Raw genomic sequence first — 22,202 nt, 5'->3', positions numbered from 1 at the left:
CTCAGGCGCTCTCGCGCTCGATCACCTGGCAGGTGAGCAGGTTCAGGCGCTGTACTTCATCCACCGGCAACACGCCCAGGCTCTCCAGCACCCGGGTCGCCGCCAGCACGCCGATGTCCAGCGCCGGCGGCTTGATGGTGCTCAGGCTCGGCAGGAGCATTTCGGCGAACGGGTAGTCGCCAAAGCCCAGCACCGCGCAATCCTCGGGGATCTTCAGCCCGGCGCGCTGCCCGGCCAACTGGCCGCCGGCGGCCAGGTTGTCGTTGGCGAAGATGATCGCGTCGGGCCGGGTCGCCCCGCTCATCAGCGCCTGCATCGCCTGCTTGCCGGCCTCGAAGGGTGCCAGACCGGCCTGTGGCGCGAACACCCAGGGCTCCAGCCCCAGCTCGCGCACCGTCGCCGCATAACCGTCGCGGCGCTCCAGCGCACTGAAATCGCCGGGGGCGCTGTTCTGCACGAAGGCGATGCGCCGATAGCCCTTGCCATGCAGGTAGCGGGCGGCGCTGACCCCGACTTCATGGTGGGAAAAGCCGATCTGCAGCGGCCCGCGCTGCGGCTGGTAGTCCCAGGTCTCGACCACCGGGATATCCGCCTCGGCGATCATCTTTTCGGTGCCCGCACTGTGGAAGCGGCTGGTCAGCACCAGGGCCGCCGGTGACCAGCCGAGAAATGCCCGAACCGCGCTTTCCTCCTGCTCCGCCGAGAAGTAACTCGACGCCAGCAGCAACTGATAGCCATGCCGATTGAGGGTGTCGCTGAAGCCCTGGATGGTGTTGGCGAAGATCGGTCCGGAGATGTTCGGAATCACCATCGCGACGATCCGCCCGCGGGCCGAGGCCAACCCGCCGGCCACCAGGTTCGGTACATAGCCCAACTGCTCGACCACCGCCGCGATCCGCTCGCGACGCTCGGGCGAGACCTGCTCGGGGTTGTTGAAGTAGCGCGAGACGGTGATCGCCGACACCCCGGCCTCCTGGGCGACCGTGCTCAGGGTGACCCGCCCGGCCCCCCGGCGCTTGCGGTTTGGCGCTTTGTCAGCAGTCAAGGATGCGACCCTTATTGAAAACCAAAAGGAATATAAAAGTAATTTTTCAGTATTGGACGGTCTATATCGACCTTTCCGATACTGGCGATGTTAGCGCTAACAAAACGCTTTGTCTGCCTGCTACTCGCTCGAGCGAATGCCCCAAGACAAATCAGGCGCTGTCGACGCAGAGCGACGGCGGTTCAGGGTCATTTTTCGAGCGGGCAACACATGCACAACAGATTCGGGGAGCAACACACACTGGCACGGGCGATCCAGGCCGCCACGCCGCGGCGCCCACACCTGGCCTGGCTGCTGGCCGGGTTGGCGGCACTGCCGTCGCCCGCGGTATTCGCCGCCGACACCGGCAGCGACCAGGAGCCGACACTCAAGGCGGTCACCGTCACCGCCACCCGCCGCGAGGAATCGCTGCAAAAGGTCCCGGTGGCGGTCTCGGTGGTCGATGGCGAGCAGTTGGAACGCGACAGTCGCAACGGCGTCTCCAGCATCGTCCAGCAGGTGCCGACGCTGAACTTCCGCACCGGCGCATCGAACAAGGACACCTCGCTGTTCGTCCGCGGCGTGGGCACCATTTCCACCTCGCCCGGGGTCGAGCCGACCGTGGCCACGGTGATCGACGGCGTGGTCTACAGCCGCCCCGGCCAGGCCACCCTCGACCTGCTCGACCTCGACCGCATCGAAGTGCTGCGCGGCCCGCAGGGCACGCTGTTCGGCAAGAATGCTTCGGCCGGTGTGCTGAACATGGTCACCAAGGCACCGACCGCCGAAACCCACGGCTACATCGACCAGTCGTACTTCAGCGGCAACGAAAGCCGCACCCGCTTCGGCATCGGTGGCAGCCTGGTGCCCGACACCCTCAAGGGCTCGCTGACCACCCTGTTCGGCAGCTACGACGGCAACGTCGACAACAAGGCCAACGGCCAGGAAGTCAACGGCTACAACCACAAGGGCGTGCGCGGCAAGCTGGAGTTCACTCCCAACGAGGACGTGACACTCACCCTCGCCGCCGACTACATGCAGTCCCACGACGACGCGCCCAACGGCGTGGTCAGCAAGTCCCTGAGCCCGGCCTTCACCAACGCACTGAACCCGGTGCGGCCGTCCTCCGACAACCGCGACATCAACACCGATACCCGCAGCTACGTCGACGACATCAACAAGGGTCTGTCCGCCCAGCTCGACTGGAGCCTCGGTGACTACACCCTGACCTCGATCACCGCCTGGCGCGGCTGGAACAACCACCAGTACCAGGACGGCGATCGCCTCGGCAGCGTCACGGCGGCCTTCCCCGGCACCGCCGACCGCGGCGCGCTGGACTTCAACCAGTACTCCCAGGAAATTCGCCTGGCCTCGCCCAAGGGCCAGTTCCTGGAGTACGTCGGTGGCCTGTTCTACCTGCACGGCAAGGACGAAGAGACCTACCAGCGCACCCTGACCACGACCACCAGCGTCAACCGCGGCGTGGCCGACTACAGCACCACCAGCGACAGCTACGCGGTGTTCGGCGAGAGCACGCTGAACTTCACCCCGACCTTCCGCGGGATCGCCGGCCTGCGCTACACCCACGACGACCTGTCCTACGATCACCGCCGCGTCTCGACTTCCGCGACCACGGTCAGCGGCATACAGCCGGCCACCAGCAGCCATGGCTCGGTGGACGAGGACGGCTGGTCCGGGCGCCTCGGCGTGCAGTACGACCTGAGCGACAGCGTGACCAGCTACGTGACCTACTCGCGTGGCTACAAGGGCCCGGCCTACAACGTGTTCTTCAACATGCAGCCGCGGGACACCAACGCACTGAAACCGGAAACCTCCAACACCTGGGAAGCCGGGATCAAGGCCACCAGCTGGAACAACCGCCTGACCACCAACCTGGCGGTGTTCCACAGCGACTACGACAACTACCAGGCGAACTTCTTCGACACCGTCGCCGGGCAGGTGGTGACCCGCCTGATCAACGCCGGCAGCGTCAGCACCGAAGGCGTGGAAGCCGACTACGCGCTGCAGGCCACCAGCAACCTCAAGCTCTCCGGCGCCCTGGCCTACACCAAGGCACGCATCGACGAGTTCTCCTGCCCGCCGGGTGCGGCGGCCAGTTGCAACGTCAACGGCAAGCCGCTGCCGTTCAGCCCGGACTGGAAGAGCTATGTGCGTGCCGACTACACCGTGCCGCTGAACAACGGCCTGGACCTGGAACTGGGCACCGACTTCAGTTGGCAGAGCGAAGTGCAGTACGACATCGCCCAGAACGTCGACACCAGACAGGGCGCCTACGGCATCTGGAACGCGGGCATCGCCCTGGCCGACTACAACCAGGGCTGGCGCGTGGCGCTGCTGGGGAAAAACCTCGCCGACAAGTCCTACTCGCCGTTGCTGGCCAGTGGCGGCAACTACATCTACCGGGCCGTGCCACGGGATGACGAACGCTACTTCGGTATCCAGGTACGTAAGGATTTTTGAGCCGTTGCGTGCACAACCCTCAATCAACCGCCAAGGAACCTGCCATGACCCAAACTCCGCGCCAGTTGAAACTCGGTGCCTTCCTGATGGCCACCGGGCACCACGTCGCCGCCTGGCGTCACCCGGAGGTGCCGGCCACCGCCGGCCTGAACTTCGCCCACTACAAGCAGTTGGCGCGCATCGCCGAGGCGGCGAAGTTCGACGCCCTGTTCGTGGCCGACAGCGTCGCCGCCGCCGAAGGTGAAATCGCCAGCCGCATGGCCCGCTCGGATCACTTCGAGCCGCTGACCCTGCTCTCGGCACTCAGCGCGGTGACCGAACGCATCGGCCTGATCGCCACCGCCACCACCAGCTACAACGAGCCGTACCACGTGGCCCGCAAGTTCGCCTCGCTGGATCACCTGTCGGGCGGACGCGCCGGCTGGAACCTGGTGACCTCGGACGCCGCCGCCGAAGCGCTGAATTTCGGCCGCAGCGAACACATCAGTCACGCAGAGCGTTATGCGCGGGCCCGCGAGTTCCACCAAGTGGTCACCGGCCTGTGGGACAGCTGGGAGGACGACGCCTTCAGCCGCGACAAGTCCAGCGGCCAGTACTACGACCCGGCCAAGCTGCACGTGCTCGATCACCAGGGCGAACACTTCCGCGTCCGCGGCCCGCTGAACGTCGCCCGCTCACCCCAGGGCCAACCGGTGATCGTCCAGGCCGGCTCGTCGCAGACCGGCCTGGAACTGGCCGCGCAAACCGCCGAAGTGGTGTTCACCGCGCAGTCCTCCCTGGCCCGGGCCCAGGCGTTCTACGCTGACCTCAAGGGCCGCCTGGCGCGCTCCAACCGCTCGGCAGAGGCTCTGAAGATCATGCCGGGCGTGTTCGTCGTGGTCGGCCAGAGCGAGAGCGAAGCCCGGGAGAAACACGAGGCGTTCCAGGCACTGGTCGAGCCGCAGGTCGGGGTCGCCCTGCTCGGGCGCATGCTGGGCAACTTCGACCTGTCGGGCTATCCACTGGACGGCCCGTTGCCCGAGCTGCCGCTGACCGACAGCGGCCAGCAGAGCCGGCAGAAACTGCTGACCGAACTGGCCGGCACGGAAAACCTGACCCTGGCGCAACTGGGCCGACGCATCGCCGGTGGCCGTGGGCACTACAGCCTGGTCGGTACACCGACACGGATCGCCGACGAGTTGCAGGCCTGGTTCGAACAGGGCGCGGCGGACGGCTTCAATGTACTGGTACCGCACCTGCCGGGCGGGCTGGAGGACTTCGCCACCCACGTGGTGCCGGAACTGCAGCGCCGCGGGCTGTTCCGCCGCGAGTACCAGGGCACCACGTTGCGTGAACACCTGGGGTTGGAGCGGCCGGCAAACCGCTTTGCACTACCTTTGTAGGGCTGGCCGCAGGCCAGAAAAACGCTGCCGGACGACGATTTGATCATTTTTTGAGCAAGATCAGTCACCAAATCGTACTATATCGTAATACGTAGTACTTATACTGACTGTAACTTTTTGAATCTTCTATAGATTGCTGGGCAAAAACGAAGTTTCGCCGGAGGGTCAAAAGTAAGCAGGTATGTACTAACTTGTACTGACCAAAAATTACCCAACCATGGAAAATTGAAAGTCAAGCGCAAATTTTCGGAGCAGGCAGAAATTCGCCGGCCAGGAAATTTGCGCGAGCGACGACACGCCCGGACCGAAATCCGGAAAAACATGAAACGTTTCAGTCACGGATCGAATCCGAGATAGGTGTGGTCTGTCCAAGGCGTATGCTGGTTGATCCGGACCGCAATAGAAGTGGGCGCTGCCCTGTGAAATTTTCCGCGCAATGAGAGAGGATTCGATGACTTATCAAGCTGCCGAAAACCGCTACGACTCCATCCCCTACCGCCGCGTCGGGCGCAGCGGCCTGGTGCTGCCGGCGCTGTCCCTGGGGCTGTGGCACAACTTCGGCGACAGCACGCCGATCGACACCCAGCGCGCCCTGCTGCGCACCGCCTTCGACCTGGGCATCAACCACTTCGACCTGGCGAACAACTACGGCCCGCCCTACGGCAGTGCCGAAATCAACTTCGGCCGCCTGCTGCGCGAGGATTTCAGGCAGTACCGCGACGAGCTGATCATCTCCAGCAAGGCCGGCTGGGACATGTGGCCCGGCCCCTACGGCCAGGGCGGCGGATCGCGCAAATACGTGCTCGCCAGCCTCGACCAGAGCCTGCAGCGCCTGGGCCTGGACTATGTGGATATCTTCTACTCGCACCGCTTCGACCCGGACACGCCACTGGAAGAAACCGCCAGCGCCCTGGCCACCGCCGTGCAGCAGGGCAAGGCGCTGTACATCGGCATCTCGTCGTATTCCGGGGTGAAAACCCGCGAGATCGCGGCCCTGCTCAAGGAATGGAAAGTCCCGCTGCTGATCCACCAGCCGGCCTACAACCTGCTCAACCGCTGGGTGGAAAAGGACCTGCTGGACACCGTCGAGGAGCTGGGTACCGGCGTGATCGCCTTCACCCCGCTGGCCCAGGGGCTGCTGACCGACAAGTACCTCAACGGCATTCCGCAGGACGCGCGGATCAACCGTCCGGGCGGTGGCTCGCTGCGCGAGTCGCACCTGTCCGAGCAGAACATCGCCCATGTCCGCGCCCTCAGCGAAATCGCCAGGCGCCGCGGCCAGAGTGTGGCGCAACTGGCCCTGGCCTGGACCCTGCGTGATCCACGGGTGACCTCGGCGCTGATCGGCGCGAGCCGGCCGGAGCAGATCGTCGAGAACGTCGGGGCGTTGCAGAACCTGGCGTTCAGCCAGGAGGAACTGGCGGAGATCGACCGCTTTGCCCGGGAAGGCGGGATCAACTTGTGGGAGAAGCCGTCGACGGCCGAATGATTGTCGCCCGCCCCGCCCCCTCATCGCGGGCGCAGGCAACCTCCCCGTTTGGCACCACCCTGCAGGCGCAGGCGGTGCGGCCACCCGACTTGCCCGCGAAGGTTTTAGCGCCCTTGAGGCCCCTTCGCGGGCAAGCCGCGCTCCTACAATATCGCGGGCGCAGTCCAGCACCGGGTGGATGCCATACCAGGCCTCAGGCCGCGTCGCGTTTCGGCTCGCGAATCCGGTACCACGCCACATACAGCGCCGGCAGGAACATCAGCGTCAGCACCGTCGCCGCGACAATGCCGCCGATCATCGCGTAGGCCATCGGCCCCCAGAACACTTCCCGGGCAATCGGGATCATCCCCAGGCTCGCCGCCGCCGCCGTCAGCAGGATCGGCCGCCGTCGGTGTTCGGTCGCTTCCACCACCGCGTCCCACGGCTCGTAGCCATTGCGCTCGTATTCGTCGATCTGGGTCACCAGTATCACCGAGTTGCGAATGATGATGCCGATCAGCGCGAGAATCCCGAGGATCGCCACGAAACCCATCGGCGTGCCGGTCGGCACCAGCGCCAATACCACGCCGATCAGCCCCAGCGGCGCAACGCTGGCCACCAGGAACATCTTCTGCACGCTGTGCAGCTGGATCATCAGGAAGGTCGCCATGAGGAACAGCATCAGCGGCACCACCTGGGCAATCGGCCCCTGGGCCTTGCCGCTCTCCTCCACCGTACCGCCGGTGACCACCTTGTAGCCCGCCGGCAGGCCGGCGGCGAACCGGTCTATATCCGGCTTCAGTTGCCGCACCAGGTCGGTCGGCTGGATGCCGCCGCGCACGCCGGCCTTGAGGGTGATGGTCGGCAGCCGATCGCGCCGCCAGACCAGCGGCTGCTCCAGCTCATAGCGCACCGTGGCGAACGCCAGCAGCGGGATCGAGGTGCCGTTGGGTGTGACGATCTGCAGGTTCTGCAGGGTTTCCGGCGTACCGCGCTCGCTGTCTATCGCACGCCCGACCACGTTGATCAGGTAGATGTCGTCTTTCACCTGGGTCACCGGCGCGCCGCTGACGATGGTGTTCATCAGCTTGGCGACGTCCTCGGACGACAGGCCGAACTGTCGTGCCTTGTCCTGGGCGATGTCGATGCGCAGGACCTTGCCCGGCTCGTTCCAGTCGTAGATGGTCTCGCCGACATTGGGGTTGCGGTCGAGGATCGTCGCCAGCTCGATGGCGTGCTTGCGCACCTGGTCGATGTCCTTGCCGCTGACCCGGTACTGCAGCGGCCGCCCCACCGGCGGGCCCATCTCCAGGGTCTGGACGAAGCTGCCGATGCCGACGAAGTCGTCACGCAGGCGCTTGTTCAGCCGATCCATCAACGCCGCGCGCTGCTCCAGGCCCTTGCTGACGATGATCAACTGCGCGTAGTAGGGGTTCTGCAACTGCTGGTCGAGCGGCAGGTAGAAGCGGATCGCGCCCTCGCCGATGTAGGTGCTCCAGCGCAGGATGTCCGGGTCGTCCTTGAGGCTGGCCTCCAGCCGGTCCACCGCCTTGCGGGTCTCGTTGATCGAGGCGTTCTGCGGCAGGTTGAGGTCCACCAGGATCTCCGGGCGGTCCGAGGACGGGAAGAACTGGTTCTGCACGAAGCGCATGCCGAACACCGACAGGGCGAAGATCAGCACCGTCAGGCCGATGGCCCACCAGCGATTGCGCAGCGACCATAGCAGCCCGGCGTTGAAGGCCCGGGCCACCCGGCCATTGCCACTGTCGTGGGCCTTCACCTGCTCGCTGAGAATGTGCACGCCGATCACCGGGGCGAACAGTACCGCGACGATCCACGACACCAGCATCGCCACCGCGATCACCGCGAACAGGGTGAAGGTGTACTCGCCGGCCGAGCTGGCGTTGAGGCCGATGGGCACGAAGCCGGCGACGGTCACCAGGGTCCCGGTGAGCATCGGAAAGGCCGTGGAAGTGTAGGCGAAGGTTGCCGCCTGTTCCTTGCTGTCGCCCTTTTCCAGCCGGGTGACCATCATCTCCACGGTGATCATCGCATCGTCCACCAGCAGGCCAAGGGCGATGATCAACGCGCCGAGGGAGATGCGCTGCATGGTGATGCCGCTGTACTCCATGAACACGAAGACCATCGCCAGCACCAGCGGGATCGAGCAGGCCACCACCAGCCCGGCGCGCAGGCCGAGGGCGACGAAGCTCACCACCAGCACGATGATCACCGCTTCGAACAGCGCGCTGGTGAAGCCGCCGACGGCCTTCTCCACCACCTCGGCCTGATCGGAAACCTTGTGCACGCCGACCCCCACCGGCAGGTCGGCGGTGAGGCTGTCCATGCGCTCGTGCAGGGCCTTGCCGAACGCCTGGATATTGCCGCCCTTCTTCATGGCGATGCCGAGACCGATGGCGGTCTGGCCGTTGTAGCGGAACAGCGGCGTCGGCGGATCGACGTAACCGCGGCTGATCTCGGCGATGTCCGCCAGCCGGTAGAAGCGATCGTTGAGCTTGAGATTGACCGCCTGCAGGTCCTTCTCCGAGGCATACTGCCCGGACGCGCGCACCGAGATGCGCTCGGGCCCGGCCTCGATCACCCCGGCCGGCGTCACCGCGTTCTGCGATTGCAGGCTCTGAACCACCTGGCGCTGGTCGATGCCCAGGGCCGCCAGCTTGCGGGTGGAGAAGTTCAGGTAGAGCACCTCGTTCTGCTCGCCGATCATCTCGATCTTGCCCAGCCCCGGCACATCGCGGATCTGCGCGCGAACCTGCTCCACATAGTCGCGCAGCTGGCGCATGCTCAGACCGTCGCTGGTGAAGGCGTAGACCGAGCCGAACACATCGCCGAACTCGTCGTTGAAACCCGGGCCCTGGATGTCCTGGGGGAACTCGCCGCGGATGTCGTCGATCTTCTTGCGCACCTGGTACCAGATTTCCGGAATGTCCTTGCCGCTGGTGGTGTCGCGCAGGTACACGAACACCGTCGACTCGCCGGGCCGGGTGTAGCTCTTCACATAGTCGAGGGAGTCGAGTTCCTCGAGCTTCTTCTCGATACGGTCGGTGACCTGTTCCAGGGTCTCGTCCACCGTGGCGCCGGGCCACTTGGTCTGGATGATCATGGTCTTGATGGTGAAGGACGGGTCTTCCTCGCGCCCCAGGTTGATGTAGGAGAACACCCCCATCAACAGCGCGACGAACATCAGGTACCAGACGAACGACTGGTGTTTGAGTGCCCACTCGGACAGGTTGAAACTCCCTTTCATCGTGGGTTTTCCTCGTCGATTCTGACTTTCTGTCCGGGTTTGAGACTGTTCACCCCGGCGCTCACCACCTTCTCGCCGGCCTTGACCCCCGAGCCCAGCAGCATCGTCTCGCCCTCGCGGCTGACAACCTTGACCTCACGGGGCGAGACGGTTGAGGTCTGCGGGTCGACGATCCAGACCTGCGTCCTGCCCTGGCTCTCCCACAGCGCCGACAGCGGCAACTGGGTGCGCGGCTCGATGGCCGAGCTCAGGGTCACGCTGATCGACGTGCCCAGGCGAAACGCCGCCGGGGTTTCGGCCAGGGTCAGCCGGGCCCGTCGGGTACGGGTGGCGCTGTCGGCCTGGGGCTCGATTTCCCGCAGGCGGGCGGTGGTGTTGACGCTCGGGTCGAGCTGGCTGGCGACGCGGAACTCGACCCCTTCGCGCAACTGGTCGGCCAGGGCGGCCGGCAGGTCGATCACCGCTTCCTTCACGTCCGGCCGGGCCAGGGTGACCACCTCCTGGCCGGCGCTGACCACCTGGCCGGCCTCGACCTTCCAGTCGGTGACCACCGCGGCGTGGTCGCTGCGCAGTTCGGTGTAGCCCAACTGGTCCTGGGCCTGGCCGACCGAGGCACGGGCCTGTTCGCGGGAGGCGCTGGTGGTTTTCAGGTCGGTCTGGGCCACGTCCAGTTGCGCCTGGGCACCGACGCCCCGGTCGAACAATTCCTGCTGGCGGCGGGCATTGGCCTGGGCATTGATCCACTGCGCCTCGATGCGCGACAGGTCGCCCTGGGCGGCGCGCAACTGGTTCTGCTGATCGGTCGGGTCGAGGCTGGCCAGCAGCGCACCCTGGGCCACCTCGCTGCCGACATCGACATGGCGCCGGGCAATGCGCCCCGAGACCCGGAAGCCCAGGGTGCTCTCGTAACGGGCCTGGATGCTCCCGGCAAACCGCCCGAGGCTCTGCACCGACTCCGGCCTGACCTCGATGAACAACACCGGCCGCACCGGTTCCGGTGCCGGCTCCTGCTTCGAGCAGGCGGCGACCAGCAGGCCACCGAGCAACAGCAGCGACAGACGCTTCATGGCGGGTTCCCTCCGGCGACCTGGGCCGATGGCTGGGCGATCTCCACCAGCATCCCCGGATGCAGCAGTTGCCCACCGGCGACCACGACCTTTTCGCCGCCCTGCAGGCCCTCGCCGATCAAGACATGGCCGGTCAGGTAGCGCGCGACCTTGACCTGGCGCAGGCTGACCTTGCCGGCCTCGTCCACCAGCCACACGGCGGGCTCGCTGACGTCCTTGGTCAGGGCCGACCAGGGCAGTTCGATACTGGCCTTGGCCGGCGCCGTCACGGTGGCGCTGACCACCGAGCCGAGGTCCATGCCGGCCGGCAACGGCTCCAGGGCCACCTTGACCTGCACCGTGCCGCTCTGGGCGGAGACCGCCGGGGTCACCTCGCGGACCTTGCCCACCGCCTTGATCGCCGGGTTGTCGAGCAGGGTCACGGTGATCGGCTGGTCCTGCGGCGGCTCCACCAGCAGCGACTCGTAGACATTGAACACCGCATCACGCTCGCCATCGCGCGCCAGGCTGAAGATCGGCATGGTCGCCTGCACCACCTGGCCGACCTCGGCCTGGCGCGCGGTGATCACCCCGGGCGCCTCGGCGATCAGCGCGGTGTAGCCCAGTTGCTCGCGGGCATTGGCCAGTTGCGCCTGGGCCGCGGTCAACGCACTCTTGGCGCTGAGCAGGCCGGCCTGGGCGGCATCGTATTCGCTGCGGCTGGTGTAGCCCTTGGGCAGCAGCTTCTGCTGGCGGACGAACGCCGCGCTGGTCTGCTGTACCCGCGCCTGCTGGGCGTTGACCTCGGCCTGGGCGCTGTCGACGTTGGTCTGCAGATCCTTGGGATCGAGTTTGGCGAGCACCTGTCGGGCGGAGATTCGCGCGCCGACATCGACGTTACGCTGGATGATCTTGCCACCGACGCGGAACGACAGATCGGTCTGCACCCGCGCCTGGATATCGCCGGTGAGGGTGACGGCGGCACCGAAGTCCTGGCGCTGAACCTGTTCGACGAAGACACGCGGGCGTAACGGTTCCGGAGGTTTTTCATGGCCGCAACCACTCAGGAGCGCCAGCGACACCAAGGCGACTTCCCACTTCATTCGACGCCCATTCATACACACTCCTTCGCGTAATACCTACTCGCAGTGTCGTTACGACTGATAGCGTAGAACAGGGTTCCGTCTCTGCACGACGATGCCGTTGATCTGTGGCAGCGCGACTGCGAATCGGTGTTTCGCGGCGGCCAATCGGGCACACTGGAGGTTCAATCGCCAGGACCCGTCCCATGCTCAAGACCCTCGCCGTGGCCAACTATCGCTCGATCAACAAGCTGGTGGTGCCCCTGGAGCGCCTGAACCTGATCACCGGCCCCAACGGCAGCGGCAAGTCCAACCTGTACCGCGCCCTGCGCCTACTGGCGGAAACCGCCCAGGGTGGGGTGGTCAACGCGCTGGCCCGCGAAGGCGGGCTGGACTCGACGTTCTGGGCCGGCCCGGAGACGATCAGTCGACGCATGCGCAATGGCGAGGTCGACGTGCAGGGCGTGGTGCGCCAGGGGGCCAAGCGCCTGCGCCTGGGCTTTGCCGGTGAAGACTTCAGCTACGCCATCTCCCTGGGGCTGCCGGAGCCGAGCAACTCCTGGTTTTCCCTCGACCCGCAGATCAAGCGCGAATGCATCTGGGCCAGCGCCCTGTATCGCCCGGCCAGCCTGCTGGTGGATCGCTCCGGGCCGATGGTGAAAGCCCGCGGCGAACAGGGCTGGGAAGTGCTGGCGCAGCACACGCCGACCTTCGACAGCCTGTTCGACCAGGTCGGCAACCTGCGCAGCTCGCCGGAGGTGCTGTTGCTGCGCGAGCACATTCGCGGCTGGCGCTTCTACGATCACTTTCGCAGCGATGCCGACGCACCGGTGCGCCAGCCACAACTGGGCACACGCACACCGGTGCTGCATCACGACGGCCGCGATCTGGCGGCGGCGCTGCGCACCATCATCGAGATCGGTGATCCACAGGCGCTGCAGGAAGCGATCAGTGACGCCTTCCCCGGCTCGCGACTAGGCATCGCGGTAGCGCCGGGCGCACGCTTCGCCATCGAGTTCCACCAGGACGGCCTGCTGCGTCCGCTGTCCGCCGCCGAACTGTCGGACGGCACCCTGCGCTACCTGCTGTTGGTGGCGGCCCTGCTGACACCGCGGCCACCGACGCTGATGGTGCTGAACGAACCGGAAACCAGCCTGCATCCCGACCTGCTGCCGGCGCTGGCACGGCTGATCATCCGCGCGTCGCAACACTGCCAGGTGTGGGTAGTGTCCCATGCCAGCCGGTTGATCGCGGCCTTGCAGCAGGACTCGGCGTGCAACGCCATCGTGCTGGAGAAGGTGCTCGGCCAGACCCAGATCGTCGGCCAGGGCATGCTCGACGAACCGGCCTGGAAATGGCCGGACTGAGCGGACGATCCTGAATTTGCCGGATAGTCGGCGGGCAGCTATTTTCCTTGCAGCGGGTACGGATCTTTTCCCGCGAAGAACGCTCCAAGCACGGACGAAAACGGTCCGGTCGGTGACCGTTCCATAACAAGGAAGACACTATGGCCCAGGTACAAGCGCCGCAAAAACTCGACCCAAAGGACATCGTCAAACTGCTGGTGGCGTTGCGCCGGGCGGTGAACGCCCAGGCATAAAAAACGCCGACGCTAATCGCTCGTCGGCGTTCAAACCTTGAAGGGGTTGTCGCTGGATCAGAACGCCGGCAGCACCGCGCCCTTGTACTTCGAATCGATGAAAGCCTTCACTTCAGGGCTGGTCAGTGCCTTGGCCAGCTTCTGGATGGCGTCGCTGTTCTGGTTGTCAGGACGGGCCACCAGGAAGTTCACGTAAGGCGAGTCCGAACCCTCGATCAGCAGGGCGTCCTTGGCCGGGTTCAGGCCGGCTTCCAGCGCGTAGTTGGTGTTGATCAGGTCCAGGTCGACCTGGTCCAGAACCCGTGGCAGCAGAGCCGATTCCAGTTCCTTGAACTTGAACTTGTGTGGGTTCTTGGCGATGTCCTTGGGCGTCGACAGCGCGTTTTTCGGGTCCTTCAACTCGATCAGGCCCTTGCTCTGCAACAGCAGCAGGGCGCGGCCGGCGTTGCTGCCTTCGTTCGGGATCGCGATGGTCGCGCCGTCCTTCAGTTCGGACAGGCTCTTGACCTTCTTCGAGTAGCCGCCGAACGGTTCGACGTGCACACCGATCACGGTGACCAGGTTGGTGCCCTTGCCCTTGTTGAAGCCATCCAGGTAAGGCTTGGTCTGGAAGTAGTTGGCGTCCAGGTGTTTCTCGGCGACCTGGGTGTTGGGCTGTACGTAGTCGGTGAAGACCTTCACTTCCAGATCCACGCCTTCTTTGGCGAGGGTCGGCTTGATCAGTTCGAGGATTTCCGCGTGCGGAATCGGCGTGGCCGCCACCACCAGTTTTTCCCCAGCCTGGGCCAGGCCAGCGGTCAGAGCAGCCGCCAATGCAGTAAACAGCAGAACCTTTTTCATGCAGTGTCCTTATCGAAAATCACGGTCGTCACCGACGACAGCCTGGAGAAGAGGGGTGCAAGCAATTTGATATCGCTTGCATGGAATGGAAGATACCGGGATTTTTTATTCCCGAACAATACCTTTTATTCATCTTCATATTCCATTTTGCTCATACAGCTTTCCCGCCTTGTACCACACCTGTAGGAGCAAGCCACAGGGAACGCACACGCCGCAGGAGGAATGAGCGCTCCACAGCATAGACGTTCGATCAATCCAACAGACGCTTGAGCGCCGCCCGCTCCTCTGGCGAACTGCCCGCAAGCAGGTGCTCGATCACCGCCAGCGGCTGCGGCAGGTTCAGGTGCTCCGGCAGGATCTCGTCGCCACTGCTGACCAGCAGGGCGAAGTGAATGACGTTCTCCAACTCGCGGGTATTGCCCGGCCAGCTGTGGCGTTCCAGGGCGCGCTGGGCGCTTTCACTGATCAGCGGCACCGGCAGGCTCAGCCGCTGGCTGTAGATGCCGAGGAAATATTCGGCCAACGACAGGATGTCGCCCACCCGCTCGCGCAGCGCCGGCAGCTCCAGGCGGCCTTCGCTGAGGTAACTGTAGAGCCGTTCGTGAAACTTGCCCACCGCGACCGCCTGGGCCAGGTCGATACTGGTCGCCGCGACCAGCCGCACGTCCACCGGGCTCGGCTGGTGTGCGCCGACGCGGGTGACTTCATGGTTCTCCAGGGCCGCCAGCAGCTTGATCTGGATCGGCAGCGGCAGGTCGCCGATCTCGTCCAGGTACAGGGTGCCACCATTGGCCGAGCCGAACCAGCCGGCGCGGCTGCTCGCCGAGCCACTGTGGGCCCCGGCCGCATGGCCGAACAGCTCGGCATCGGCATAGGTCGGGCTGATGGCGCCGCAGTTGACCGAAACGAACAGCCCGCCCCGATCGCTGGCCCGGTGAATATGCCGGGCCAGCAGCTCCTTGCCGCTGCCGGTTTCGCCGCGGATCAATACCGGCAGCGCCTTCGGCGCCAGTTGTTCAAGCTCCTCGCGCAGTTGGCGCGAGCGCGGATCGACGAACACCAGCGCCTTGGCGCGAATGCTCAGCGGACTTTTCTCCGCATCGGGAAAGGTCAGCAATGGCTGACCGAAGGTTTCATGCAGACTCATGACAGACTCCCGCCCGGATCCGCCGGGTGGCGGGGGCGTTGAACGAGGAAAGACATTCAGGCGCGGCGCAGGGAATGGTGTTCCATGCGGGTTTGCAGGCGATACAGGTAGGCGAATCCCTGCTCCCAGCGCTGGTGGCCGGACTTGACGTTGATGTGCCCGGCACCGCTGATGATGCCGGCCTCGGCGCCCCACTGGCGGGCCAGTTCCAGGGCACGCGGGGCGCTGACCGCCGGATCGTTGTCGGAGGCGACGACCTGGCTTGGGAAGGGCAACGGATCGTCCGGGATCGGCGCGAAATGACGCAACGCTGGCGCGCAAGCGGGCCGCTCGACATCGGCCGGGGCCACCAGCAGCGCCCCCTGGACCTGATGCAGCAGGTGCGCCGGCGCGGTGCGGGCCCAGTGGGCCACGGTGATGCAACCCAGGCTGTGGGCGATCAGGATCACCGGCGTGCTGTCGGCGGCGATGGCTTCGGCCAGGGCCGCGACCCAGTCTTCGCGGCGGGGCGTCAGCCAGTCGGCCTGTTCCACCCGCGCGCTGTTGGGCAGGCTGTTCTGCCAATGGGTTTGCCAATGATCTTCTGGCGATCCTTGCCAGCCCGGCACGATCAGATAACGAATCGACTCGTTGCGCATGGGGTACACCTCCTCCAGCGTTTGCGTTCCTGATCGAGTATAGGGAGGCGAGATATATTCGTTAAGGAATAAGAAGCTATTTATTAATACTAATAAGAAATATCAGAGCATCCCCTTGTAGGAGCGAGGCTTGCCCGCGAACCGCCCATGGGCGGCCATCCAATCCGGTTTCTGATGGCGGCCTACGGCGGTTCACGCCGATCCGCCGCCCCGACAAGCCTCTCACCTACAGAAGCTCCGACGGCACACGCCTGGCGGAAATAAAAAAGGGCCGCACCCTGCCAAGGAAACGGCCCGAGAAACGCGAGGTTCGGTTGCGGTCAGCGTGCGGTGATCACCGACAACCTGGTGATGCCCGCCCGCTCGATGGAGGCCATGGCTCGCGCCACTTCGCCGTAGTTCACGCCATTGTCGGCCTGCAGTTGCACGCGCAGTTCCGGGTCCTTGGCCTTGGCTGCCTGGAGGTTGGTTTCCAGCAGGTCGGGCTGGATCTCGTCCTTGTTGATGAACAGCTTGCCGTTGCCGTCGATGCTCACCACCAGCGGGTCCTTCTGCTCCACCGGCGCCACCGCTTCGGTCTTGGGCAGGTTGATCGGGATCGCGTTGGTCAAAAGCGGCGCGGTGACGATGAACACCACCAGCAGTACCAGCATCACGTCCACCAGCGGCGTGACGTTGATCTCGCTCAGCACTTCATCGCTGTCTTGAGTGGAAAAGGCCATGTCAGGACGCCTCCTTCACTTTCTGCGTCGAACCCTGGGCAGCGCCCTTGTTCGCGGTCGGGTGCACCAGCACGCGGAACGCGCTCTTCTGCGCCAGGCTGTAGAAGTCGTGGGCGAAGTCGTCGAGGTCGGCGGCGGTGAGCTTCAGACGCCGCAGGAAGTAGTTGTAGACCAGCACCGCCGGCACGGCGACGGCGATGCCGACACCCGTTGCCACCAGGGCGGCACCGATCGGCCCGGCCACGGTTTCCAGGCTGGCGGAACCGGCGGCGCTGATGCCTTTCAGGGCTTCCATGATCCCCCACACGGTCCCGAACAGACCGATGAACGGCGAGGTACTGCCGATACTGGCGACCACCGCCAGGCCGGTTTCCAGCGAGCGTCGCTCACGCACGATCTGCTGACGCAGGGCGCGCTCCAGACGGTCCTGGTGGTTGATCGCCTGGCTCAGGTCGGCGGCATGGCTGCCGTCACCAACCTGGATCGCCGCATAACCGGCCTGGGCCACACGGGCTGCGGCACCGGGCTGGGTTTCGCTCAACTCGGCGGCCGAGTCGAGGCTGGAGGCGGCCCAGAACTGTTTGTGGAAGCGCCGATCCTGGCCTTTCAGGCGACCGAACTGCACCGCCTTGAGCAGCGCCAGGCCCCAGGTGACGACGGAGAAGACCACCAGCAGCCAGATCACCGCGCTTTCGATGGATTGAAGTGGAGATGCCAGTAAACTCATGATGTGTTCCCTCTAAAAACGTTCAGCGCATTGGCGGCCGGTCAGTGGATCTTGAAGTCGATGGGCACGCTGACCCAGCCGACCTGGGCGACATCGCCCTGTTTGGCAGGGACGAAGCTCCAACGCTTCACCGCTGCCAGGGCAGCGTCGTCGAGTTGCTGGCGACCACTGCTTTTCTGAATCTGTATCTCGCCCGGTTTACCGCTGGCCAGGACCTGCACCCGCAGCACCACCGTGCCTTCCCAACCGCGACGCTGAGCCAGCGACGGGTATTCCGGCGCCGGGTTCTTCAGGTACGCGGCGTTGGCCGACGCAGGCGTCACCGGGGCCGGAGCAGGCGGCGCCGGCGGTGCCGGTGGAGCGGGCGGCGCGGCGGGCTGCGGCGGTGCGGGCGGTTGCTCGACCGGCTTGGGCACAGGCTTCGGCTCAGGCTTGGGCACCGGTTTCGGCTTGGGCTTGGGGATCGGCTTGGGCGGCGCGGGCTTGGCCGCCAGTTCGTCGACCACCGGTGGCGGTGGCTCCACCACGGGAGGTGGCGGCGGAGGCTGCACCGGCGGTGGCGGTTCGACCACGGGCGGTGCCGGCTGGGAGAACTCGATGGTCATCGGCGGGATTTGCGGCGGTACCACTGGCAGTACCGGGGTCTGCTGCTGGCTCAGCCAGTAGATCACCGCGCCATGCAGCACCAGGGCGAACGCCCCGAGCAACACCGCCTCGCGCCGGCTGAGAATGCCCTTGGGGGCTTTCTGCAGGCGCAGTTGCCCCAGCGGCGCACGGTGCGGCCGGCCGAGATCGACCAACTCGCCACCCGGTGCCTGGCGCCAGAGCACCTCGTGTGCACTGGCAGCGGTCTGGACATTGCCCATTGAATCACTCCTGCGGTCTTCAGCTAAAAATCGTCGCGGCGCACGTGGGGGCCTTGAGGTGTCGATGATCCCCGCAGGCTGCTTAGTCCTTAAAGTAATCTTTGAAGTTATGGATATGCCTAAAGTGAATATGTGTTTTTGCCGATCCGCGCAAGGCCGCGTGTTTCAAGGGCTGCAGCCTATCGGTGAAAAACCGATGCTTTTCAGGCATGAAAAATATTCCCCCAAGGCATCAGGCTGGACACCTAGAAGTCATAACGCCCGGTCACCCCCAGGGTCCGCGGCGTACCGAGCAAGCCTTCATAGCCGCCGTTGCTGGCGGTCCAGAGGGTGGTGTAGTAGGTCTTGTCGAAGGCGTTCTTCAGCCACAGCGAGACATCCCACTGGCCCTGGTTGAAATCGCCGCGCAGGCCGGTGGACAGGTTGACCACGGCGTAACTGGGAATCTGCCCGTAGCTGGAGTCCTCGACCGTGCCCACTGCCTTGGAGCGGAACGCATAGCTGGCGGTGACGTAGGGTTCCAGGCCGTTCTCCAGGTTCCACTTGTACTCGCCGTTGGCATTGGCGATCCACTTCGAGGCCCCGACCACCTGGTGCCCGGTAAGGTCGCAGGACGCCGGTGCCCCCGGACGCAGGCTGACTTCCGGCGGGCATGGCGCATCCTTATAGGACAAGTACCGCACATCGTTGTAGGAACCGTTGAGGTTGAGCGTCAGGCCACGCACGGGAATCAGTGTGCTCTCGACCTCCACCCCGCGCGAGCGCACCGAGCCGGCGTTGGTCAGGTACTGCACGCGGTTGGCGTCGTCGTAGGCGTTGGTCTGGTAGCCGTTGACCTGGGTCCAGAACAGGTTGGCATTGAGTTGCAGGCGCTTGTCCCACAGTGTGCTCTTGAAGCCCAGCTCGGCGTTGTTCGCCCGCTCGGTGCCGATCAGCAGTGAGTCGGCACCGGCGGTGGGTGCCGAGCCGACCGCGAGGTTCACCCCGCCGGACTTCTCGCCATGGGACAGGGTCGCGTAGCCGAGCAGGTCGTCACTGAAGCGATAGCTCAGGTTGAGCAGGCCGGACGGGCTGGTGCTGTACTGGCTGAGGTTGCCGGAGTCGTAGGCGCCGGCGCGGGCACGCCGGGCGTTGGCGGCGGCACCGGTCACCGCGGCACCGCCGAGCGGGGCATCACGGGTCACCCAGGCGCTTTTTTCCTCGTAGCTGCCACGCAGACCGGCGGTGAAGTCCAGGCGCTCGGTCAGGTGCCAGGTGCCCTGGGCGAACAGCGCGAAGCTGTCGGTTTCGATATGGCCGTTGCCGATGCTGGTGACGTTGTTCAGTGCACCGGTGGCGGTGCCGTTCCAGATATCGGCCTGGGGCCCGTAGTAGTTGAAGCTCTTGTTATCGAGCCTGGAGCCGAAGTAGTAGGCCCCCAGCACATAGTCGAAGAAGCCGCCGGTGGGCGAGGCCAGGCGAATTTCCTGGGACCACTGCTTGTCCTCCACCGAGACCCCGGCGTTGTAGTACGCGGTGGTGTTGAGCCCGTCGTCGTTGCGTGGGGTGAAATTCCACCAGCGGTAGGAACTGACCGAAGTCAGGGTGAAGTCGCTGGGCAGGGTCCAGTTGGCCTCCAGGGAACTGCCGCCCTGGAACACCGTGACCCGCTGCTGGCCATTGAGATTGACCTTGCGATCCGCGCCATTGACCAGGGTCGCCCCGGCGGCAGCGGCCCGTGACTGGTAGAGATTGACGCCGTTGATGGTCGGCCCGGTGCTGTACAGCACGCGGGTACCGGCGCTGGAGTCTTCCTCGTTGTAGTCGCCGATCCAGCGCAGGTTGAAGTTCTCGTTGGGCTTGAACAGCAATTGCGCGCGGAAACCGTCGCGCGAGCCGCCGTTGAGGTCGTGACCGTCGTACTCATTCCTGATGTCGCCATCGCTGCGGGTGCGATAGGCCGACAGGCGCCCGGCCAACTGGTCGTTGATCGGCCCGGAAAGGCTGCCCTTGGTCTGGAAGTAGCCGTCCTCGCCCACCGACGTCTCGATGCTGCGCTCCGGGGTGAAACTCGGCGCGCGGGTGTTGATGTTGATCACCCCGGCGGTGGTGTTCTTGCCGAACAGCGTACCCTGGGGGCCGCGCAGCACTTCCAGCTGTTCGATATCCATCAGGTCGAACACCGCCATGCCCGGCCGCCCCAGGTAGACGTTGTCGATGTACAGCCCGACGCTGCCTTCCAGGCCGTCGCTGGCCGGGTTGTTGCCCAGGCCGCGGATCGACACGCTGGACTGGCGCGCATGCATGTAGGCAACGTTCACGCTGGGCACCAGTTGCTGCAGGTCCTGGATGCGATAGACCCGCTGGCTTTCCAGGGCCTGGCCACTGACCACACTGATCGGCGTGGGCACGCTCTGCGAACTCTCCTCACGGCGCCGGGCGGTGACGGTCACGGTGTCCAGGCGCCCGCTGTCGGACTTGGCCTTGCTGGTAGTGGCGGCCGGCGCAGCCTCCTGCGGGGTCTCGCTCTCGGCGGCATGGCCCAGCGACCAGCTGGCGCTCCCCGCCAGCAACAGGGCCAGGGGCAAGCGCTTGAGCCGTCGGGAAGGGTGGTGCACTGCTGGATTGGGCGAAGTCATGGGCGGCTCCCGATCAAAAAATATACAACCTGTATATTCTTTAAAGTTATTTATTTATGTTTTTACAAAGATTTACTGCATAAGAGATTGCCTTTATAAGGAGTCGAGCGGATGCATAGCCAATGCATTTCCCCGATATTTTTTATGTGAAAAATGCATATCGATCTGCGCCAACTTCGCCACTTCATTGCCCTAGCCGAGCACCGCAGCTTCGTCGCCGCCGCGTTGGCGGTGAACCTCTCGCAATCGGCCTTCAGCCGCAGCATCCAGGCCCTGGAGCACAGTGCCGGCTGCCAGTTGGTGGACCGTGGCCGCAAGGACCTGGCGCCGACCAAACAGGGCCAGGTCCTGCTCGAACATGCCCGGCGGCTGGTCAGCGGCGCCCAGCAACTGGCCAACGAGATCAGCCAGTTCAACGGCCTGGAGGCCGGCGAGCTGCGCTTCGGTTGCGGCCCGGCGCCGGCCTCGGGGCTGATCCCGCAGGCCATCGGCCATTTCATCGGCCGCTACCCCAGGGCCCGGGTACAGTTCCAGGTGGATGACTGGCAGAGCCTGGGCAAGCGTCTGCTCAATGACGAGTTCGAGTTTTTCGTCGCCGATACCCGTTATTTCGAGGCCAATCCGGACTACCAGACCCAGCGCCTGCGCCCACGCAAATGGTATTTCTGCTGTCGCGCCGGGCACCCGCTGGCGTCCCGCGAAAGCGTGACGGCCGAGCAGTTGCTGAGTTATCCACTGGCCTCGACGATCCGCCCGCCGAACCTGCGCAAGGTGATCGCCGACCTCAGCAGCCGACCGGACTTCACCCCGCAGGTGGAATGCGAGAGCGCCTTCAGCCTGCTCGGCGTGGTGTTGCGCTCGGATGCCATCGGCATCTGTGGGGAGAACAGCGATGCCTGGGACTATGCCCGGGGTGAGTTGGTGAAGCTGAAGGTCGAGGGCTTGGCCGATGACCGGGAGGAGCTGTACACCCGCTACGGCATCGTCAGCCGCGCCGGCTATCGGCTGTCGCCGCTGGCCGAGGCGATGATCGAGCAGATCAAGTGCGAGGATGCGGTGGAGGTGGGTGAGGTGTGCAATCTGGAGCAGGTGGCTGTCTGAGATGACCTATTCGCGGGCAAGCCCGGCTCCTACATACGGTACGTGAACCCTGTAGGAGCCGGGCTTGCCCGCGAATAGGCCCTCATGCCCCACCGCCATGCACCGGATGCATGAAAAACAGTCACCGAATGCACTTGCCGAAACCCGCCCCGGCCCGCGAAATCGCCTACCTGTCCTCCACCGCGGTGAACC

The 22,202-nt window shown here is 65.0% G+C and carries 16 protein-coding genes; 5 read left to right on the top strand and 11 right to left on the bottom strand.

All coding sequences use genetic code 11. The features are described from left to right. Position 1 precedes the first annotated feature (1 nt). Positions 2 to 1,045, bottom strand: a complete 1,044-nt coding sequence (locus ACMGT0_RS02030) for a LacI family DNA-binding transcriptional regulator (protein ID WP_054060580.1) — start codon at positions 1,043 to 1,045, stop codon at positions 2 to 4. A 210-nt stretch (positions 1,046 to 1,255) separates the two neighbouring features. Between ACMGT0_RS02030 and ACMGT0_RS02025 the strand changes: the two genes are divergently transcribed. The 3 genes from ACMGT0_RS02025 to mgrA all read left to right on the top strand — a co-directional run bounded on the left by ACMGT0_RS02025 (position 1,256) and on the right by mgrA (position 6,376). Beyond that, positions 1,256 to 3,505 carry a TonB-dependent receptor gene (locus ACMGT0_RS02025; protein WP_416771292.1) on the top strand — a complete coding sequence of 750 codons (2,250 nt, stop codon included), beginning with the start codon at positions 1,256 to 1,258 and terminating at the stop codon, positions 3,503 to 3,505. Between the two features lie 44 nt (positions 3,506 to 3,549). After that, positions 3,550 to 4,887 carry an LLM class flavin-dependent oxidoreductase gene (locus tag ACMGT0_RS02020; RefSeq protein ID WP_416771290.1) on the top strand — a complete coding sequence of 446 codons (1,338 nt, stop codon included), beginning with the start codon at positions 3,550 to 3,552 and terminating at the stop codon, positions 4,885 to 4,887. Between the two features lie 451 nt (positions 4,888 to 5,338). Continuing rightward, on the top strand, positions 5,339 to 6,376 hold the full coding sequence (gene mgrA, locus ACMGT0_RS02015) for an L-glyceraldehyde 3-phosphate reductase (protein ID WP_054060583.1): 1,038 nt from the start codon (positions 5,339 to 5,341) through the stop codon (positions 6,374 to 6,376). Between the two features lie 193 nt (positions 6,377 to 6,569). Here the strand turns inward: mgrA and ACMGT0_RS02010 are convergent, their stop codons facing one another. The 3 genes from ACMGT0_RS02010 to ACMGT0_RS02000 are packed head-to-tail and all read right to left on the bottom strand — an operon-like array spanning position 6,570 to position 11,787. After that, positions 6,570 to 9,623 carry an efflux RND transporter permease subunit gene (locus ACMGT0_RS02010; RefSeq protein WP_054060584.1) on the bottom strand — a complete coding sequence of 1,018 codons (3,054 nt, stop codon included), beginning with the start codon at positions 9,621 to 9,623 and terminating at the stop codon, positions 6,570 to 6,572. Next, positions 9,620 to 10,690 (bottom strand): efflux RND transporter periplasmic adaptor subunit, encoded by a 1,071-nt coding sequence (locus tag ACMGT0_RS02005; protein ID WP_054060585.1) that lies wholly within the window; start codon positions 10,688 to 10,690, stop codon positions 9,620 to 9,622. Before ACMGT0_RS02005 ends, ACMGT0_RS02010 begins: the two co-directional genes overlap by 4 nt. After that, a complete protein-coding gene (locus ACMGT0_RS02000; protein ID WP_416771287.1) occupies positions 10,687 to 11,787 on the bottom strand; it encodes an efflux RND transporter periplasmic adaptor subunit in 1,101 nt (366 codons plus the stop codon). Before ACMGT0_RS02000 ends, ACMGT0_RS02005 begins: the two co-directional genes overlap by 4 nt. Positions 11,788 to 11,957: 170 nt before the next feature. Here ACMGT0_RS02000 and ACMGT0_RS01995 point away from each other — a divergent pair, with 170 nt between their 5' ends. Next, positions 11,958 to 13,118 (top strand): AAA family ATPase, encoded by a 1,161-nt coding sequence (locus ACMGT0_RS01995; protein WP_054058289.1) that lies wholly within the window; start codon positions 11,958 to 11,960, stop codon positions 13,116 to 13,118. A 290-nt stretch (positions 13,119 to 13,408) separates the two neighbouring features. Here the strand turns inward: ACMGT0_RS01995 and ACMGT0_RS01990 are convergent, their stop codons facing one another. From ACMGT0_RS01990 to ACMGT0_RS01960, 7 genes are all read right to left on the bottom strand, one after another. Then, complete coding sequence (locus tag ACMGT0_RS01990; protein WP_054058288.1) at positions 13,409 to 14,191, bottom strand: MetQ/NlpA family ABC transporter substrate-binding protein; 783 nt, start codon at positions 14,189 to 14,191, stop codon at positions 13,409 to 13,411. Between the two features lie 250 nt (positions 14,192 to 14,441). Further along, complete coding sequence (locus tag ACMGT0_RS01985; RefSeq protein ID WP_054058287.1) at positions 14,442 to 15,338, bottom strand: sigma 54-interacting transcriptional regulator; 897 nt, start codon at positions 15,336 to 15,338, stop codon at positions 14,442 to 14,444. Positions 15,339 to 15,394: 56 nt separating this feature from the next. After that, the gene (locus tag ACMGT0_RS01980) at positions 15,395 to 15,976 is read right to left on the bottom strand and encodes an alpha/beta hydrolase (protein WP_416771283.1); all 582 of its coding nucleotides are present in this window, start codon (positions 15,974 to 15,976) and stop codon (positions 15,395 to 15,397) included. A 320-nt stretch (positions 15,977 to 16,296) separates the two neighbouring features. Further along, the gene (locus ACMGT0_RS01975; protein ID WP_054061566.1) at positions 16,297 to 16,698 is read right to left on the bottom strand and encodes an ExbD/TolR family protein; all 402 of its coding nucleotides are present in this window, start codon (positions 16,696 to 16,698) and stop codon (positions 16,297 to 16,299) included. Position 16,699: 1 nt separating this feature from the next. Further along, the gene (locus ACMGT0_RS01970; RefSeq protein ID WP_054061567.1) at positions 16,700 to 17,425 is read right to left on the bottom strand and encodes a MotA/TolQ/ExbB proton channel family protein; all 726 of its coding nucleotides are present in this window, start codon (positions 17,423 to 17,425) and stop codon (positions 16,700 to 16,702) included. Between the two features lie 41 nt (positions 17,426 to 17,466). Then, positions 17,467 to 18,291, bottom strand: a complete 825-nt coding sequence (locus ACMGT0_RS01965) for an energy transducer TonB (protein ID WP_273825399.1) — start codon at positions 18,289 to 18,291, stop codon at positions 17,467 to 17,469. Between the two features lie 245 nt (positions 18,292 to 18,536). Then, complete coding sequence (locus ACMGT0_RS01960; RefSeq protein ID WP_416771280.1) at positions 18,537 to 20,909, bottom strand: TonB-dependent receptor; 2,373 nt, start codon at positions 20,907 to 20,909, stop codon at positions 18,537 to 18,539. Between the two features lie 153 nt (positions 20,910 to 21,062). On the opposite strand from ACMGT0_RS01960, the gene ACMGT0_RS01955 reads away from it, so the two are divergent. Further along, a complete protein-coding gene (locus ACMGT0_RS01955; RefSeq protein WP_416771278.1) occupies positions 21,063 to 22,010 on the top strand; it encodes a LysR family transcriptional regulator in 948 nt (315 codons plus the stop codon). The last annotated feature ends 192 nt before the right edge of the window (positions 22,011 to 22,202 follow it).

This window comes from Pseudomonas sp. RHF3.3-3, assembly GCF_048069595.1.
GTDB lineage: Bacteria > Pseudomonadota > Gammaproteobacteria > Pseudomonadales > Pseudomonadaceae > Aquipseudomonas > Aquipseudomonas fuscovaginae_B.
This window is presented reverse-complemented; position numbering and strand designations above follow the sequence as displayed.